General features: G+C 60.9%; 15 protein-coding genes and 1 tRNA gene. 12 read left to right on the top strand and 4 right to left on the bottom strand.

From position 1 onward, the window contains the following. The first annotated feature begins 332 nt into the window (after positions 1 to 332). Positions 333 to 408: transfer RNA gene (locus tag NCCP436_RS15090), tRNA-Asn, on the top strand. A 197-nt stretch (positions 409 to 605) separates the two neighbouring features. Here the strand turns inward: NCCP436_RS15090 and NCCP436_RS15085 are convergent. The 3 genes from NCCP436_RS15085 to NCCP436_RS15075 all read right to left on the bottom strand — a co-directional run bounded on the left by NCCP436_RS15085 (position 606) and on the right by NCCP436_RS15075 (position 4948). Continuing rightward, positions 606 to 1331: an amidotransferase gene (locus NCCP436_RS15085; RefSeq protein WP_220804797.1), complete on the bottom strand. Its 726-nt coding sequence runs from the start codon at positions 1329 to 1331 to the stop codon at positions 606 to 608. A gap of 235 nt (positions 1332 to 1566) precedes the next feature. Continuing rightward, positions 1567 to 3726, bottom strand: coding sequence for a 3-hydroxyacyl-CoA dehydrogenase NAD-binding domain-containing protein (locus tag NCCP436_RS15080; RefSeq protein WP_220804796.1), 2160 nt, complete (start codon positions 3724 to 3726; stop codon positions 1567 to 1569). A 16-nt stretch (positions 3727 to 3742) separates the two neighbouring features. Continuing rightward, the gene (locus NCCP436_RS15075; protein WP_220804795.1) at positions 3743 to 4948 is read right to left on the bottom strand and encodes an acetyl-CoA C-acetyltransferase; all 1206 of its coding nucleotides are present in this window, start codon (positions 4946 to 4948) and stop codon (positions 3743 to 3745) included. Positions 4949 to 5685: 737 nt separating this feature from the next. Here NCCP436_RS15075 and NCCP436_RS15070 point away from each other — a divergent pair. Then, the gene (locus tag NCCP436_RS15070; RefSeq protein ID WP_220804823.1) at positions 5686 to 6480 is read left to right on the top strand and encodes a cytochrome c; all 795 of its coding nucleotides are present in this window, start codon (positions 5686 to 5688) and stop codon (positions 6478 to 6480) included. Between the two features lie 23 nt (positions 6481 to 6503). On the opposite strand, the gene NCCP436_RS15065 is transcribed toward NCCP436_RS15070, so the two are convergent. Beyond that, a complete protein-coding gene (locus tag NCCP436_RS15065) occupies positions 6504 to 7178 on the bottom strand; it encodes an alpha/beta family hydrolase (RefSeq protein WP_220804794.1) in 675 nt (224 codons plus the stop codon). A gap of 101 nt (positions 7179 to 7279) precedes the next feature. Between NCCP436_RS15065 and ccoN (NCCP436_RS15060) the strand changes: the two genes are divergently transcribed. The 10 genes from ccoN (NCCP436_RS15060) (at position 7280) to NCCP436_RS15015 (ending at position 16113) form a co-directional block, all read left to right on the top strand. Further along, positions 7280 to 8719: a cytochrome-c oxidase, cbb3-type subunit I gene (gene ccoN, locus NCCP436_RS15060; RefSeq protein ID WP_220804793.1), complete on the top strand. Its 1440-nt coding sequence runs from the start codon at positions 7280 to 7282 to the stop codon at positions 8717 to 8719. After that, positions 8719 to 9327 carry a cytochrome-c oxidase, cbb3-type subunit II gene (gene ccoO / locus NCCP436_RS15055; RefSeq protein WP_220804792.1) on the top strand — a complete coding sequence of 203 codons (609 nt, stop codon included), beginning with the start codon at positions 8719 to 8721 and terminating at the stop codon, positions 9325 to 9327. Before ccoN (NCCP436_RS15060) ends, ccoO (NCCP436_RS15055) begins: the two co-directional genes overlap by 1 nt. A 5-nt stretch (positions 9328 to 9332) precedes the next feature. Next, positions 9333 to 9512 (top strand): cbb3-type cytochrome c oxidase subunit 3, encoded by a 180-nt coding sequence (locus tag NCCP436_RS15050; RefSeq protein WP_220804791.1) that lies wholly within the window; start codon positions 9333 to 9335, stop codon positions 9510 to 9512. After that, on the top strand, positions 9509 to 10438 hold the full coding sequence (gene ccoP, locus NCCP436_RS15045) for a cytochrome-c oxidase, cbb3-type subunit III (protein WP_220804790.1): 930 nt from the start codon (positions 9509 to 9511) through the stop codon (positions 10436 to 10438). Before NCCP436_RS15050 ends, ccoP (NCCP436_RS15045) begins: the two co-directional genes overlap by 4 nt. A 341-nt stretch (positions 10439 to 10779) precedes the next feature. Continuing rightward, on the top strand, positions 10780 to 12222 hold the full coding sequence (gene ccoN, locus NCCP436_RS15040; RefSeq protein ID WP_220804789.1) for a cytochrome-c oxidase, cbb3-type subunit I: 1443 nt from the start codon (positions 10780 to 10782) through the stop codon (positions 12220 to 12222). Next, complete coding sequence (gene ccoO / locus NCCP436_RS15035; RefSeq protein ID WP_220804788.1) at positions 12222 to 12830, top strand: cytochrome-c oxidase, cbb3-type subunit II; 609 nt, start codon at positions 12222 to 12224, stop codon at positions 12828 to 12830. Before ccoN (NCCP436_RS15040) ends, ccoO (NCCP436_RS15035) begins: the two co-directional genes overlap by 1 nt. A 6-nt stretch (positions 12831 to 12836) precedes the next feature. Further along, a complete protein-coding gene (locus NCCP436_RS15030; protein ID WP_220804787.1) occupies positions 12837 to 13019 on the top strand; it encodes a cbb3-type cytochrome c oxidase subunit 3 in 183 nt (60 codons plus the stop codon). Beyond that, positions 13016 to 14011 carry a cytochrome-c oxidase, cbb3-type subunit III gene (ccoP, locus tag NCCP436_RS15025; RefSeq protein ID WP_220804786.1) on the top strand — a complete coding sequence of 332 codons (996 nt, stop codon included), beginning with the start codon at positions 13016 to 13018 and terminating at the stop codon, positions 14009 to 14011. Before NCCP436_RS15030 ends, ccoP (NCCP436_RS15025) begins: the two co-directional genes overlap by 4 nt. Before the next feature lie 157 nt (positions 14012 to 14168). After that, positions 14169 to 15581 (top strand): cytochrome c oxidase accessory protein CcoG, encoded by a 1413-nt coding sequence (ccoG, locus tag NCCP436_RS15020; protein WP_220804785.1) that lies wholly within the window; start codon positions 14169 to 14171, stop codon positions 15579 to 15581. Between the two features lie 13 nt (positions 15582 to 15594). Then, positions 15595 to 16113 carry a FixH family protein gene (locus tag NCCP436_RS15015; RefSeq protein ID WP_220804784.1) on the top strand — a complete coding sequence of 173 codons (519 nt, stop codon included), beginning with the start codon at positions 15595 to 15597 and terminating at the stop codon, positions 16111 to 16113. Positions 16114 to 16119: the final 6 nt, after the last annotated feature.

Here is a 16119-nt window from a genome sequence, read left to right as displayed (position 1 = left end):
CACCTCTCTGCAATGCCCGCACTCAACGCTGCGGGCATTGTCGTTTAGAGCCCTTGAAGGCCGTCCCTTACCATGGCCAGCGGATGCCCATGCCGCCCAAGGCCAGGACGACATGACAGACTCCCAATAGATACATGCCACACAAGGTATAGAATCGCTTTCGACTTCCTGTCATATATGCACTTTCCTTTTTGAAGAACTGTCACAAAAAGCAGAGGAAAAGTCAAAGTGCCATCACTCACCAATCCGAGAGCAGACCACCTCGGGATGCGCAAAAATTCCCGATAGACAGTTGACTTCTCTTTTTTAATCAGTAACATACGCTTCGTAATTCCGCGATAGCTCAGTCGGTAGAGCAAATGACTGTTAATCATTGGGTCCCTGGTTCGAGTCCAGGTCGCGGAGCCAAATTCAAAGCCCCGGTTCATACCGGGGCTTTTTCATTTTCAGCGAACTATCACCAGGGACTACGCCCCAGGTTATTCGCTTCACTCCCCTCTTCGGGGCCGCGCTAAAGCACGCATCAACTGTGATGCTGGCGGCCAAAATGAAAAAGCCCCGTGAAGACGTCACCTTCACAGGGCTTATCAGTTCTACGTCAGTTTTCAGACTGCGCTCTGCCTACCCTGAGCGACAAAGCGCATCATCCATTCGGCTACCGCCTTGCCTTGATGGGACTGCGCAAGACTGTTTACGCCCTGCTGGTAGATCTCCTCACCCAGATGACGCTGACGCAGATCGAGCAAGGCGCGGGAATATTCGTGAACAAACTCCGGATGCCCCTGGAAGCACAGTACCTGATCGCCGATGTGATAGGCCCCGACAGGGCAGAAATCACTGGAGGCCAGCAGCGTGGCATTCTCCGGCATGCGAGTGACCTGATCTTGATGACTGATCAGCAACTGCAACTCGTCCAGCGCCGGCGTCATCCATTCCGGACGATTTTCCAGGCGATAGCTGTGTACACCGACTCCCCAGCCCTGCTTGGCCCGTTCGGTCTTTCCACCCAGCAGCAACGCCAGCAACTGATGGCCAAAGCAGATGCCGAGCAACTTGTCCCCTCGCTGGTAACGTTCGAGCAAGTAGGTCTTGAGGGTCTGAATCCAGGGATCATCACCGAAGGAATCGGCCTTGCTACCGGTTACCAGGTAGGCATCGAATTTTTCATCATCGGGCGGATAGTGCCCCTCCACCACGTTGTAGACACTGAACTCCGCTTCAATCGGCTGCTGAGCGAACAGTTGTTCGAACATACGACCATAGCCCTGATACTGATCGATCAGTTCGGGGCGAAGAATGTCGGTTTCCAGAATACAAATACGCAGTGACATGAGATTTCCTGTGGTGGCACGGAGGCAGGAGTGAATTGTGCGTTTTTCTTAACATATGCCTACCAACAAAGAAATAGCCGCGCCAGTTTTAGAGCAGATAACCATCCTAAACAAAAGAAAAGAGACTCCTGGGAAGTCGTAAATTAAAATTTACAGCCCCGGAGACAGTCTTGGGTTACAGATCACAATCATCAACCGGGATCAGATCCCGGGCGATGATTATCGTCCATCAATTTCAGAACACCTCGGCACGGGCCGCCTTCTCCAGTAGCAGCGCCGGCGGCAGGAAGCGCTCGCCATACTGCTCGGCCAGGTACTGGGCGCGGTCAACGAAGTCCTTCACCCCGTACTGGTTGATGAACTGCAGCGCCCCGCCGGTCCAGGCGGCGAAGCCGATGCCGAAGATCGAGCCGATATTGGCGTCGGCAACCGACTTCAACACGCCCTCCTCCAGGCAGCGCACGGTCTCGATGGCCTGGATGAACAGTAGGCGGTCGCGCACGTCTTCCTGAGAGATCTGCGCGTCCGCCTTCTCGAAGCGGGTCTTGAGCTCCGGCCACAGGTGCTTCCTGCCACCGGCCGGAGCGCCGGCCGCCGGGTAGTCGTAGAAGCCGCCACCGGCAGCCTTGCCCGGGCGCTTGTACTCCTTGAGCATCAGGTCGATCACGGCAAAGGCGGGGTGCTGCGGTGCCTGCTTGCCCTCGGCGGCCAAGTCCTTGATGGTCTGCTGGCGGATATGCTCCATCAGGCTCATCGACACTTCGTCGCTGATCGCCAGCGGGCCCACCGGCATGCCGGCCTTGCGCGCCTCGGTCTCGATCATCGCCGCGCTGACGCCCTCGCCGAGCATGGCGATGCCTTCGTTGGTGAAGGTGCCGAACACCCGTGAGGTGAAGAAGCCGCGGCTGTCCTCGACCACGATCGGGGTCTTTTTGATCTGCAGCACGTAGTCGAAGCCACGGGCCAGGGTCTCGTCACTGGTCCTGGCGCCGCGAATGATCTCCACCAGCGGCATCTTGTCGACCGGGCTGAAGAAATGCAGACCGATGAACTTGTCCTGCTTCTGCACCGCGGTGGCCAGGCCGGTGATCGGCAGGGTCGAGGTGTTGGACGCGATCACCGCATCGGGCAGCGCAGCGGCTTCGGCGGCCGCGGTGACGCGGCCTTTCAGCTCACGATCCTCGAACACCGCTTCGATGATCAGGTCGCAGCCTTCGAAGTCGGCGTCGCTAACGGTCGGCTTGATCCGGGCGAGGAAGGCATCGCGCTTCTCGGCAGTCATCTGGCCACGGCTGACCTTCTTGTCGAGCAGGCCGGCCGAGTAGGCCTTGCCCTTCTCTGCCGCTTCGATGGACACGTCTTTCAGCACCACCTCGATGCCGGCGGCGGCCGACACGTAGGCGATGCCGGCCCCCATCATGCCGGCGCCGAGTACGCCGACCTTCCTGGTCACGTACTGCGGGAAGCCCTGCGGGCGTGAGCTGCCGGCATTGATCTCGTTGAGCTGGAACCAGAAGGTGCCGATCATGTTCTTCGCCACCTGGCCGCAGGTCAGCTCGGTGAAGTAGCGCGCCTCGATGATCTGCGCGGTGTCGAAGTCGACCTGAGCGCCCTCGACGGCGGCGCACATGATCTTCTCCGGCGCCGGGAAGCAGCCCTTGGTCTTGTCCCGCAGCACGCTCGGCGCGATGGCCAGCATCTGTGCCACGGCCGGGGTGCTCGGGGTGCCGCCGGGGATCTTGTAGCCCTTCACGTCCCATGGCTGCACGGCGTTGGGGTTGGCGAGGATCCAGGCGCGGGCCTTGGCCAGCATCTCCTCGGCAGTATCGGCGAGATCGTGGATCAGCCCGGCCTTGAGCGCGGCGTCCGGGCGCACCTTCTTGCCTTCGGCCAGATACGGCAGGGCCTTCTCCAGGCCGAGCAGGCGCACCATGCGCACCACGCCGCCACCGCCCGGCAGCAGGCCGAGGGTGACCTCCGGCAGGCCCAGCTGCACGCTGGAACTGTTCAGGGCGATGCGGTGGTGGCAGGCCAGGCAGATTTCCCAGCCACCGCCCAGGGCGGCGCCGTTGATCGCGGCGACCACCGGCTTGCCGAGGGTCTCCAGGCGGCGCAGCTGGCCCTTGATGTTGAGGATCATGTCGTAGAACGGCTTGGCGTCGGCCTTGGTGACCTTGATCAGCTCGTTCAGGTCGCCGCCGGCGAAGAAGGTCTTCTTGGCGGAGGTGACGATCACCCCGGCGATGGAATCCTTTTCGGCCTCCAGGCGCGCCACGGTGGCGCCCATGGCCTCGCGGTAGGCCGCGTTCATGGTGTTGGCGCTCTGGCCGGGCATGTCCATGGTCAGGACGACGATATTGTCCTGGCCCTTTTCGTAACGGATGGCGTCAGTCATTTTTCTTATCCCCGCCTCAAACTCTTTCAATAATCGTCGCGATACCCATGCCGCCACCTACACAGAGAGTGGCCAGGCCGTAACGCAGGTCGCGTTTTTCCAATTCGTCGAGCAGGGTGCCGAGGATGGCGCAGCCGGTGGCGCCCAGCGGGTGGCCCATGGCGATGGAGCCGCCGTTGACGTTGACCTTGTCCTCGCTAACGCCCATGTCCTTCATGAACTTCATGACGACGGAGGCAAACGCCTCGTTGACCTCGAACAGGTCGATGTCCTCGACGCTCAGCCCGGCCTTGGCCAGCGCCTTGCGGGTGGCCGGCGCCGGGCCGGTGAGCATGATGGTCGGGTCGGTGCTGGTCACCGCCGTGGCGACCACACGCGCCCGGGGCTTGAGGCCCAGCTCCTTGCCCTTGGCCTCGGAGCCGATCAGCATCAGCGCCGCGCCGTCGACGATGCCCGAGCTGTTGCCCGGGGTGTGCACGTGGTCGATGCGCTCGACGTGGCTGTACACGCGCAAGGCGGTGGCGTCGAAGCCCATCTGCCCCATCATCTCGAAGCTCGGCTTGAGCTTGCCGAGGCCCTCGAAGGTGCTGTCGCCGCGGATGAACTCGTCATGATCGAGGATGACGATGCCGTTCTGGTCGGTCACCGGAATCAGCGATTTGGCGAAGGAGCCATCGGCACTGGCGCGCGCGGCCTTCTGCTGCGAACGCAGGGCGAAAGCATCCACGTCCGCGCGACTGAAGCCCTCGAGGGTGGCGATCAGGTCCGCACCGATGCCCTGCGGCACGAAATTGGAGTGGATATTGGTCTCCGGGTCCATCACCCAGGCGCCGCCGTCCGAGCCCATGGGCACGCGCGACATGGACTCGACGCCGCCGACCACTACCAGGTCCTCGAAGCCGGAGCGCACCTTCATCGCGCCGATGTTCACCGCTTCCAGCCCCGAAGCGCAGAAACGGTTGAGCTGCACGCCGGCCACGCTGACGTCCCAGTCCGCGACCATGGCCGCGGTCTTGGCAATATCGGCGCCCTGGTCGCCCACCGGCGTCACACAGCCGAGAACGATATCGTCGACCTGACGGGTGTCCAGGCCGTTGCGTTCCTGCAGGGCCCTGAGCAGGCCGGCAACCAGTTGAACCGGTTTGACACTGTGCAATGCGCCATCTTTCTTACCCTTGCCACGCGGCGTGCGCAGCGCATCGAAAATATATGCCTCGGTCATGCTGTCCTCGATAGCTCATGCGGCGCCGACCAATCTTGCCCCTGAAGCGCCAGCGGGGGATGGGAACGCCCCTACCTTAACGCCCCAGGCTTAGTGCTCAATGACCGAAGTGCTCAGCCCCATTGACGCCTGCGCTCAGACGAACGGTGGCTTGCCCGATTTGGCAGTTGCCGGCCGTCTAGCGCAAGGCTTACGTCCGACTCACACTTTTTTGCATAGCCGGATGCTTGAAACTGTTTTCTTTTAGGAACCAAGAGGTCTAAGGAGCGACGGCAGCGGCCCTAGAGTTATTTGTACGCCCGTGCTGAACGGAGAGGTGGAACCGTCAGCCAGCGGTGCCGGGACAGCTGGTCAGCCCCTGCACAGAGGGCCAGCAACAGCCAGCCATGCAATGCATTACGGCCGGCATCCGCCATCCCTTACAAGAAGGCATACGGCCATGTTCAAGCAGCCTAAATACCGCCAGGCTGGAGTCATCCTATTCGCCACGACGGTCATTCTCATCCTTCCCAACCTGACCCGCCTGGTCAGCTAAACTGCAGCCGCAACCGCCTGATCCAACCCTGGTAGGGCGGCAAGCGATCCACTGCCGTACGCAGGCCTCTCTGGCATCATGTCCACCACGACGGCTTCCGGCGACAGCCAGAAAGAACGCCGGATGCCTTACCCCCATTCGTCCGGACTGTTGCCCGCAAGGTGGAGCTACTGACGTGAAGCAATTGCTGCTGGTAATCCTGATGGCCCTCGGCAGAACAGCCATGGCCGCCGAATTGATGATCGAACTCGACGAAACGCCGCAGGTCTGGACCACAGAAGCCTTGTTAAGCCATCCTCAGATCCGCGATATCGAGATCGCCGATGATGTTAGCTACAAACGCAGCATGCGCTACCGGGCCGTGCCAGCCCGTACATTGCTCGAGGGCTTGGCCCCCGGCGATCATCTGCAAGTGATCGCGCTGGACGGCTTTGCCGCCGAGCTACCAGCGTCCATCCTGCTCGCCAGTGAAGGCGCTCGCGCCTGGCTGGCGGTGGAGGATACGCAGTACCCCTGGCCGCCCCTGGCACCCGGCAGGCCTAGCGCCGGCCCCTTCTATCTGGTCTGGAGCGATCCGGCAGCCAGCCAGATCAGCCCTGAACAGTGGCCTTATCAGGTCAGCCGAATTCGTCTGCAGGCGCCAGTGGCTCAACGATTTCCCCAGTTGCTTCCGGCGCCAGAAGCCGGCGTCGAAATCCAGGCCGGATACGCCGCCTACCAGAGGCATTGCATGGCCTGTCATCGCCTCAATGCTGCAGGCGACGCCACATTCGGGCCGGACCTGAATATCCCGCACAACCCGACCGAGTACTTCAGCGGCGATTTCCTGGCTCAATACATCCGGAACCCGCAAAGCCTGCGGCGCTGGCCGCAGGGACGAATGCCGGCCTTCACCGAGGCGATCCTGCCAGTTGAAGAACTCAACGCCCTGCTCGCCTACCTGCAGCACATGGCCAGCCACAAGGTACCAGTGCCGCAAGACATGCCACACAACTGAAACAGGCCTTCACTGCCTGTCGTTCAGCGTGCCTGCAGGAAGGCAGCAATTGCATCGGCAGCCCGCTCCAGGTGCTGCTCGTGGCTGATACCCGAGCTTTTCAGCGGCCTCAGGTCGTGATCGGCGGCCTTCAGCCAGTGCAGTTCGATGGCCGGCGATAGAACATAGTCAGCCACCCGCTCGCGACCGCCCAAAGCGTCTCGTTCGCCTTGAACAATCAGCGTCGGAGTAGTCAGTCCGGTCAAGTGGGCAACACGCGGTTTGTCCGGCTTGCCAGCCGGATGGAAGGGATACCCCAGGCAGGTCAGCGCCGATACGCCCAGTTCGTCGGCCAGCAAGCTGGCCATGCGCCCCCCCATGGACTTGCCGCCGATGGCCAGCGGCCCTGCGACCTGTTGGCGCACCTTGGCGTAAACCTCACGCCATTGCTGCAACAACTGCGCCTGCGGATTGGGCGGGCGTTTGCGCCCATCCATGCGCCGCAGAGCCATATAGGTGAATTCGAAACGCACCACCCGTACGCCGCGTACCGCAAGTCCCTGAGCCATCTGCTGCATAAACGAACTGTCCATTGGCGCTCCCGCGCCATGCGCCAGAATCAGCGTAGCAAATACCCCCTGCGGCGCTTCGTCCCACAGCCAGGGCTGTTCCTGCTCACATTGACCCGTGTCAATAAACCCCGATGCCCCTTTGCTCATGCTTGCCTCGCGTCGATATCCGTGGTGTTCGTGGCCTGCTCATGCCTGCGACTGCCACGGTTATCGAACGCACAGCCATTACCGTGTATGGAAGCCCAGACATGAACACAACAACCCGTTCCGCCTACAACTACAGGGTGGTTCGCCAGTTCGCCATTATGACGGTGGTTTGGGGCATCGTCGGCATGGGACTCGGCGTTTTCATCGCCGCCCAGCTGGCCTGGCCCGACCTCAACTTCAACCTGCCGTGGACCAGCTTCGGCCGGCTCCGCCCTCTCCACACCAACGCTGTGATCTTCGCCTTCGGCGGCTGCGCGCTGTTCGCTACCAGCTACTACGCGGTGCAGCGTACCAGCCAGACGACGCTGTTCGCGCCCAAACTGGCCGCTTTCACCTTCTGGGGCTGGCAACTGGTAATCGTACTGGCTGCCATCAGCCTGCCGCTGGGCTGGACCAGTTCCAAGGAGTACGCCGAGCTGGAATGGCCGATCGACATTCTGATCACCATCGTATGGGTGTCCTACGCCATCGTCTTCTTTGGCACGGTGATGCAGCGCAAGGTCAGCCATATCTACGTGGGTAACTGGTTCTTCGGCGGGTTCATTCTCACCGTGGCCATTCTGCACGTGGTCAACAACCTGGAAATCCCGGTCACCCTGACCAAGTCCTACTCGCTGTATGCCGGTGCCACCGACGCCATGATCCAGTGGTGGTACGGCCACAACGCCGTGGGCTTCTTCCTGACCGCCGGTTTCCTGGGGATGATGTACTACTTCGTGCCCAAGCAAGCTGGGCGGCCGGTCTACTCCTACCGTCTGTCCATCGTCCACTTCTGGGCGCTGATCGCGGTGTACATCTGGGCCGGCCCGCACCACCTGCACTACACCGCCCTGCCGGACTGGGCACAGAGCCTGGGCATGGTGATGTCGCTGATTCTACTGGCACCCTCCTGGGGCGGCATGATCAACGGCATGATGACCCTCTCCGGGGCCTGGCATAAGCTGCGCACCGACCCGATCCTGCGCTTTCTGGTGGTGTCCCTGGCCTTCTACGGTATGTCCACCTTCGAAGGCCCGATGATGGCCATCAAGACCGTCAACGCCCTGTCCCACTACACCGACTGGACTATCGGCCACGTGCACGCCGGTGCTCTCGGCTGGGTAGCCATGGTGTCGATCGGCTCGCTGTATCACCTGATTCCCAAGGTATTCGGCCGCGAGCAGATGGCAAGCATTGGCCTGATCAACGCTCACTTCTGGCTCGCCACCATCGGCACCGTGCTGTACATCGCCTCGATGTGGGTCAACGGCATCACGCAAGGCCTGATGTGGCGCGCAGTCAACGAGGACGGCACCCTCACCTACTCCTTCGTCGAAGCGCTGGAAGCCAGCCATGTCGGCTTCGTGGTGCGGGTGATCGGCGGCGCGATCTTCTTCGCCGGCATGCTGCTGATGGCCTGGAACGTCTGGCTGACCGTACGTAGCGCCAAATCGACCGAGATGGAAGCCGCTGCGCAGTTCACGGTAGAAGGAGCCCACTGATGAAACACGAAATTCTCGAGAAGAACATCGGCCTGATGGCCCTGGTGATGATCCTGGCCGTCAGTATCGGCGGCCTGACCCAGATCGTCCCGCTGTTCTTCCAGGACGTCACCAACGAGCCGGTGGAAGGCATGAAGCCCTACACCGCTCTGCAGTTGGAAGGTCGTGACATCTACATCCGCGAAGGCTGTGTCGGCTGTCACTCGCAGATGATCCGTCCGTTCCGCGCCGAAACCGAGCGCTACGGCCACTACTCCGTTGCTGGTGAAAGCGTCTGGGATCATCCCTTCCTCTGGGGTTCCAAGCGTACCGGTCCGGATCTGGCCCGCGTCGGCGGCCGTTACTCCGATGAGTGGCACCGCGCCCACCTGTACAACCCGCGCAACGTGGTGCCGGAGTCGATCATGCCCGCCTATCCCTGGCTGGTCGAGCAGAACCTCGACGGCAAGAACACCGCCGCCAAGATGAACGCCCTGCGTACCCTTGGCGTGCCCTACAGCGACGAGGACATCGTTGCTGCTGCCGAGTCGGTGAAGGGCAAGAGCGAAATGGACGCGCTGGTCGCCTACCTCCAGGTGCTCGGCACCGCAGTGAAGAACAAGAGGTAAGCACTATGTTCGAGCTGATCGATATCGGCACCCTGCGAGGCATCGGCACCCTGCTGGTTCTGATCGCCTTCACTGCCGTCACCCTCTGGGCCTACAACGGCAAGCGCCGCGAGGCCTTCGCCGAAGCGGCCAACCTGCCCTTCGCTGATGAGGCCAAGCCCGACGTTTCGAGGAATTACCAATGACCACCTTCTGGAGCTGGTACATCACTGTGCTGACCGTCGGCTCGCTGGTCGCACTGTTCTGGCTGATTTTCGCCACCCGCAAGAGCGAAGTACACAAGAACCCCACCGATCAAACCATGGGGCACAGCTTCGATGGCATCGAGGAATATGACAACCCACTACCGAAGTGGTGGTTCCTGCTGTTCGTCGGCACCTTGGTATTTTCGGTCGCCTACCTGCTGCTCTACCCGGGCCTGGGCAACTTCAAGGGCCTGCTACCGGGCTATGAGGATGGCTGGACCCAGGTCAACCAGTGGCAGCGCGAAATGGATCGTGCCGATGAGCTTTACGGGCCGATCTTCGCCAAATATGCCGCCATGCCCATCGAAGAAGTCGCCAAGGACGAGCGTGCGTTGAAGATGGGTGGTCGCCTGTTCGCTTCCAACTGTTCGGTATGCCACGGCTCCGATGCCAAAGGCAGCTACGGCTTCCCGAACCTGACAGACAGCGAATGGCGCTGGGGCGGCAAGCCGGAGGAAATCAAGGCTACCATCCTCAACGGTCGGATCGGCGTAATGCCCGCCCAGGGCCCGGTGATCGGCGAAGAAGGCGTCCGCGACGTAGCTGCCTACGTGCTCAGCGAACTGGCAGGCCGTCCACTGCCTGAAGACGCCCGCAGCGCGGATATGGCCAACGGCAAGGCGATTTTCGCCAGCACCTGCTTCGCCTGCCACGGCGCCGATGGTACTGGTATGGCTGCACTGGGCGCGCCGAACCTGACTCAGCCTTCGGCGTTCATCTACGGCAGCAGCTTTGCCCAACTGCAGCAGACCATTCGTTATGGTCGCAGCGGCAACATGCCGCCTCAAGGCGACTTCCTCGGAAACGACAAGGCTCATCTTCTGGCCGCCTATGTCTACAAGCTGAGTCAGGAAAACGCTCGCTGACCCTCCCCCCACCGGCGACCGAAAAGGTCGCCGGCCCTTCCCTATTAATGCGACCGAGTGTCGCACCCACCAATCCGTTGTCCGGCAAAGCCCTCTGAGCTGGTCTATGCTGCTGGACAGTCGTCCCCGGTAACAAGGCCAAGGCGATCCCTTCCTTTCGCGCCATTCTCTCGGGGGCACACAGGTGCCTCATGCACACGCCAAGGCCGTCCAAAGCGGCTTGCTACGGGCCCTGAAACCCTAATCGTATCGGCATGTTGCGTTGCAATGGCTACCTCCTTTCTCCATACTTGCCGCCGATTTTTGCCCCATAAAACTCCATTAACCGTGGAACCCCTAGCATGAGCACAGCAATCAGTCAGACTGCTTATAACTACAAGGTGGTCCGCCAGTTCGCCATTATGACGGTGATCTGGGGGGTCATTGGGATGGGTCTAGGCGTGTTCATCGCCGCACAACTTGTGTGGCCGGAACTCAACCTAAACCTGCCGTGGACCAGCTTCGGCCGTCTGCGCCCACTTCACACCAACGCGGTGATCTTCGCCTTCGGCGGATGCGCGCTGTTCGCCACTTCGTACTACGTGGTTCAGCGCACTTGCCAAACGCGCCTGATCTCCGACGGTCTGGCTGCCTTTACCTTCTGGGGCTGGCAAGCAGTCATCGTGCTCGCGATCATCACCCTGCCGCTGGGCTATACCAGCACCAAGGAATACGCTGAGCTGGAATGGCCGATCGACATTCTGCTGGGTCTGGTATGGGTCACCTATCTGGTGGTCTTCTTCGGCACCGTGATGAAGCGCAAAACCAAGCACATCTATGTGGGCAACTGGTTCTTCGGTGCGTTCATCCTGGTAACCGCCATGCTGCACATCGTCAACAGCGCCGCGGTTCCGGTCAGCCTATTCAAGTCCTATTCGGCCTATGCCGGCGCCACCGACGCCATGATCCAGTGGTGGTACGGCCACAACGCCGTGGGCTTCTTCCTGACCACCGGCTTCCTGGGCATGATGTACTACTTCGTACCCAAACAGGCCGAGCGTCCGATCTACTCGTATCGCCTGTCGATCGTGCACTTCTGGGCCCTGATCACCCTGTACATCTGGGCCGGTCCGCACCACCTGCACTACACCGCTCTGCCAGACTGGGCTCAGTCGCTGGGCATGGCCATGTCGGTCATCCTGCTGGCTCCAAGCTGGGGTGGCATGATCAACGGCATGATGAGCCTGTCCGGTGCCTGGCACAAACTGCGCACCGACCCGATTCTGCGCTTCCTGGTGGTATCCCTGGCCTTCTATGGCATGTCCACCTTCGAAGGCCCGATGATGGCCATCAAGACCGTCAACGCCCTGTCCCACTACACCGACTGGACTATCGGCCACGTGCACGCCGGTGCCCTCGGCTGGGTAGCGATGATCTCCATCGGCTCGCTGTACCACCTGATTCCACGTGTTTTCGGTCGCGAACAGATGCACAGTGTCGGCCTGATCAACGCCCACTTCTGGCTCGCCACCATCGGCACCGTGCTGTACATCGCCTCGATGTGGGTCAACGGCATCACTCAGGGCCTGATGTGGCGTGCAGTCAACGAGGACGGCACCCTCACCTACTCCTTCGTAGAGGCTCTGGAAGCCAGCCATGTAGGCTACATCGTGCGCATGATCGGCGGTGCCTTCTTCGTCACCGGCATGCTGTTGATGGCTTACAACACCTACCGCACCGTGCGTGCCGCCAAGCCGGCTGAATACGAAGCGGCTGCGCAGATTCCCGCCGGAGTAGCTCACTGATGAAACACGAGATTCTCGAGAAAAATATCGGCCTGATGGCGCTGCTGATGGTGATTGCCGTCAGCATTGGCGGCCTGACCCAGATCGTCCCGCTATTCTTCCAGGACGTCACCAACGAGCCGGTGGAGGGCCTCAAGCCCTACACTGCTCTACAACTGGAAGGCCGCGACATCTACATCCGTGAGGGCTGCGTTGGCTGCCACTCGCAGATGATCCGTCCGTTCCGCGCCGAAACCGAGCGCTACGGCCACTACTCCGTTGCTGGTGAAAGCGTCTGGGATCATCCCTTCCTCTGGGGTTCCAAGCGTACCGGTCCGGATCTGGCCCGCGTCGGCGGCCGTTACTCCGATGAGTGGCACCGCGCCCACCTGTACAACCCCCGCAACGTGGTTCCCGAGTCGAAGATGCCAGCCTACCCCTGGTTGGTGGAAAACAAACTCGACGGCCGTGAGACAGCGAAGAAGATGGAAGTCCTGCGTGGCTTCGGCATCCCGTACACCGACGAAGAAATCGCCGGTGCCCGCGACGCGGTGAAAGGCAGCACCGAGATGGACGCGCTGGTCGCGTACCTGCAGGTGCTCGGCACTTCCATCAAGAACAAACGGTAAGACGCTATGGACATCGGGACGATTCGCGGTATCGGTACTGCGGTAGTTTTCATCGCCTTCATCGGCGTGGTGCTCTGGGCTTACAGCAGCAAGCGCAAGTCCAGTTTCGACGAGGCCGCCAATCTGCCTTTCGCGGATGAGCCCGAGTCCAAGCGCGATCAAGACTCTTCCAGGAGCAATAACCAATGACCCCGTTCTGGAGTTGGTACGTAACCATTCTGTCTCTGGGCACCATTTTCGCCCTGACCTGGCTGATCTTCGGCACTCGCAAGGGCCAGCGCCAGGATGTCACCGACGAAACCATGGGCCACAGCTTCGATGGCATCGAGGAATATGACAACCCACTGCCGAAGTGGTGGTTCATGCTGTTCGTCGGCACCATCGTCTTCGCTCTCGGCTACCTTGCTCTGTATCCGGGCCTGGGTAACTTCAAGGGTTTCCTGCCGGGCTACGACTACCTCGACAGCGAGAAGAAGACCCCGTTCGCCGCAGGTGTTCAGATCGCTGGTGGCGAAGTCCGTCACTCCGGCTGGAGTGGCGTACACCAGTGGGAAAAGGAAATGGCCCGTGCCGAAGAGCAATACGGCCCGCTGTTTGCCAAGTACGCCGCCATGCCGATCGAAGAAGTAGCCAAGGACGAGCAAGCCCTGAAAATGGGTGGCCGCCTGTTTGCCTCCAACTGCTCGGTCTGCCACGGCTCCGATGCGAAGGGCAGCTACGGCTTCCCGAACCTGACAGACAGCGAATGGCGCTGGGGTGGCGATGCAGAAACCATCAAGACCACTATTCTCAAGGGTCGCCAAGGCGCCATGCCGGCTCAGGGCCCGATCATTGGTGAAGATGGCGTTCGTAATGTTGCCGCTTATGTTCTGACCGAGCTGGCTGGCCGCAAACTGCCCGAGAGTGTTGAAGCCGACATCGAAGCCGGACAGAAGGTATTTGCAGGCACCTGCTTCGCCTGTCATGGTGCTGACGGCAAGGGCACGGCCGCTCTGGGTGCTCCGAACCTGACCAACCCGGCAGCGTTCATCTACGGCAGCAGCTATTCTCAACTGCAGCAGACCATCCGCTACGGTCGCCACGGCAACATGCCAGCCCAGGAAGAATTCCTCGGCAACGACAAGGTGCATCTGCTGGCCGCCTATGTGTACAGCCTGTCTCACCAGGCAGAAAAGCAGTAACCCTCCCCGCCCTTGTCTGCAAGGGCCAAGCCATCTGGGACGCGACTGCCGGTCGCACCCAGATGGTGCCTCATCAGGCGTACCATAGGGCAACCGTGAAACGACTCTGACCGCACGTACGGTCCGGGCTGCCAATCAACCGCCATGGTAAGCAGTGATGAGCGAACAGATTCCCGTCCAGGACGTTACCCCCTCCTCTCCCAAGAACGCGACAGTCGATCTCTACGCCAGCCGCGAAAAGATCTACACCCGCGCTTTCACCGGGATGTTCCGCAATCTGCGCCGCGTGGGGGGAGCCTTCCTGTTCCTGCTCTACTTCGGTACGGTATGGATCAACTGGAACGGTCAGCAGGCCGTCTGGTGGAACCTGCCGGAGCGTAAGTTCCATATCTTCGGCGCGACCTACTGGCCACAGGACTTCATGCTGCTGTCCTGGCTGCTGATCATCTGCGCCTTCGGCCTATTCTTCATCACCGTGTTCGCTGGGCGGGTATGGTGCGGCTACACCTGTCCGCAAAGCGTGTTTACCTGGGTATTCATGTGGGCTGAAAAGGTAACCGAGGGTGACCGTAACCAGCGCATGAAGCTGGACAAGCAGCCGATGAGCAGCAACAAGCTCGCACGCAAGAGCGCCAAGCACGCCATCTGGATTGCTGTCTCGCTGCTCACCGCCATTACCTTCGTCGGCTACTTCACGCCGATCCGTGATTTGGTCGTCGAGATATTCACGGGCGAAGCCAGCGGCTGGGCCTACTTCTGGATCGGTTTCTTCACTCTGGCCACATACGGCAACGCCGGCTACCTGCGCGAGCAGGTGTGCATCTACATGTGCCCTTATGCACGCTTCCAGAGTGTGATGTTCGACCAGGATACGCTAATCGTCTCCTATGACCCTCGTCGCGGCGAATCACGTGGCCCACGCAAGAAAGACGCCGACTACAAGGCCCAGGGCCTCGGCGACTGCATCGACTGCAAGATGTGCGTGCAGGTCTGCCCTACCGGTATCGACATCCGTGATGGCCTGCAGATCGAGTGCATTGGCTGTGCTGCCTGCATCGATGCCTGCGACGACATCATGGAGAAGATGAACTACCCGAAAGGCCTGATCAGCTATACCACTGAACACAACCTGTCCGGACAGAAAACCCACCTGCTGCGCCCACGTCTGATCGGCTACGCTGTTGCGCTGGTTGCGATGATCGGCCTGTTCGCCTGGGCCGTAACCAACCGGCCTCTGGTGGAGCTGGATGTGCTCAAGGACCGCGTGCTGTTCCGCGAAAACGAGATTGGCAACATCGAGAACGTCTACACCCTGAAGATCATGAACAAGGCACAGCGCGACATGACCTACATCATCAGTGTCAGTGGCCTGGACGGCCTGGTTTACGAAGGCAAGCGTGAGGTACAGGCACTGGCTGGTGAGGTCTACTCCTTCCCGGTGGAACTGTCTCTCTCACCGGAGAAACTGCCTTCCAGCGCCAACAACATCGTCTTCCACGTACAATCCGCGGATGACCCCAGTATCAAGAACGACGCCGACAGCCGCTTCATCGGCCCCAGCGTCCGCTGACAACGGAAAAACTATGTCCGAGCAAACGCCATCGCCAGTGACTCCCTGGTACAAGCAGTTCTGGCCCTGGTTCATCATCGCCCTACTCGGCTACTCGGTAGTACAGGGCGTGGCGCTGCTGACACTGGCCTCGAAGAACCCGCCGGGGCTGATTTCCGACGACTATTACGATGTCGGCAAGGGCATCAACCAGTCACTGGAACGCGAGAAGCTCGCCGAGCGACTGCAACTGCACGGCCAACTGGTGCTCGACGAGGCCACCGGCACCGCCACTCTGCAGTTACAGGGCCACAGCCGGCCGCAACAGCTGGTGCTCAACCTGATCTCGCCCACTCAACCCGAGCGCGACCGCCGCGTCATACTGCAGCCGGGCGCAGACGGCAGCTACCGCGGCCAGATGGTGGACATGGTCAGTGGCCGCCGCTTCGTTGAGCTGCTCGGCGAGGAAGGCGGCCAGCAATGGCGGCTGTTCGAGGAAGAACAGATCGCCGATGGCCAGGTCATCGAACTCGGTGACAATCCTTCCTACTGACCTAGC

The sequence above is a fragment of the Pseudomonas sp. NCCP-436 genome (assembly GCF_019656335.1).
In the GTDB taxonomy this organism is placed as follows: domain Bacteria; phylum Pseudomonadota; class Gammaproteobacteria; order Pseudomonadales; family Pseudomonadaceae; genus Aquipseudomonas.
Note: the sequence above shows the minus strand (reverse complement) of the source record. Positions and strands in the feature narration are given on the sequence as shown.

What these genes read in the sequence shown, in the direction of transcription:
- ccoP (WP_220804786.1), top strand. Translation starts at nt 13,016, where the DNA reads ATGACCCCGTTCTGGAGTTGGTACGTAACCATTCTGTCTCTGGGCACC.
- ccoG (WP_220804785.1), top strand. Translation starts at nt 14,169, where the DNA reads ATGAGCGAACAGATTCCCGTCCAGGACGTTACCCCCTCCTCTCCCAAG.
- ccoP (WP_220804790.1), top strand. Translation starts at nt 9,509, where the DNA reads ATGACCACCTTCTGGAGCTGGTACATCACTGTGCTGACCGTCGGCTCG.
- ccoN (WP_220804793.1), top strand. Translation starts at nt 7,280, where the DNA reads ATGAACACAACAACCCGTTCCGCCTACAACTACAGGGTGGTTCGCCAG.
- NCCP436_RS15030 (WP_220804787.1), top strand. Translation starts at nt 12,837, where the DNA reads ATGGACATCGGGACGATTCGCGGTATCGGTACTGCGGTAGTTTTCATC.
- NCCP436_RS15075 (WP_220804795.1), bottom strand. Translation starts at nt 4,948, where the DNA reads ATGACCGAGGCATATATTTTCGATGCGCTGCGCACGCCGCGTGGCAAG.
- NCCP436_RS15050 (WP_220804791.1), top strand. Translation starts at nt 9,333, where the DNA reads ATGTTCGAGCTGATCGATATCGGCACCCTGCGAGGCATCGGCACCCTG.
- NCCP436_RS15065 (WP_220804794.1), bottom strand. Translation starts at nt 7,178, where the DNA reads ATGAGCAAAGGGGCATCGGGGTTTATTGACACGGGTCAATGTGAGCAG.
- NCCP436_RS15070 (WP_220804823.1), top strand. Translation starts at nt 5,686, where the DNA reads ATGGCCCTCGGCAGAACAGCCATGGCCGCCGAATTGATGATCGAACTC.
- ccoO (WP_220804788.1), top strand. Translation starts at nt 12,222, where the DNA reads ATGAAACACGAGATTCTCGAGAAAAATATCGGCCTGATGGCGCTGCTG.
- ccoN (WP_220804789.1), top strand. Translation starts at nt 10,780, where the DNA reads ATGAGCACAGCAATCAGTCAGACTGCTTATAACTACAAGGTGGTCCGC.
- ccoO (WP_220804792.1), top strand. Translation starts at nt 8,719, where the DNA reads ATGAAACACGAAATTCTCGAGAAGAACATCGGCCTGATGGCCCTGGTG.
- NCCP436_RS15085 (WP_220804797.1), bottom strand. Translation starts at nt 1,331, where the DNA reads ATGTCACTGCGTATTTGTATTCTGGAAACCGACATTCTTCGCCCCGAA.
- NCCP436_RS15015 (WP_220804784.1), top strand. Translation starts at nt 15,595, where the DNA reads ATGTCCGAGCAAACGCCATCGCCAGTGACTCCCTGGTACAAGCAGTTC.
- NCCP436_RS15080 (WP_220804796.1), bottom strand. Translation starts at nt 3,726, where the DNA reads ATGACTGACGCCATCCGTTACGAAAAGGGCCAGGACAATATCGTCGTC.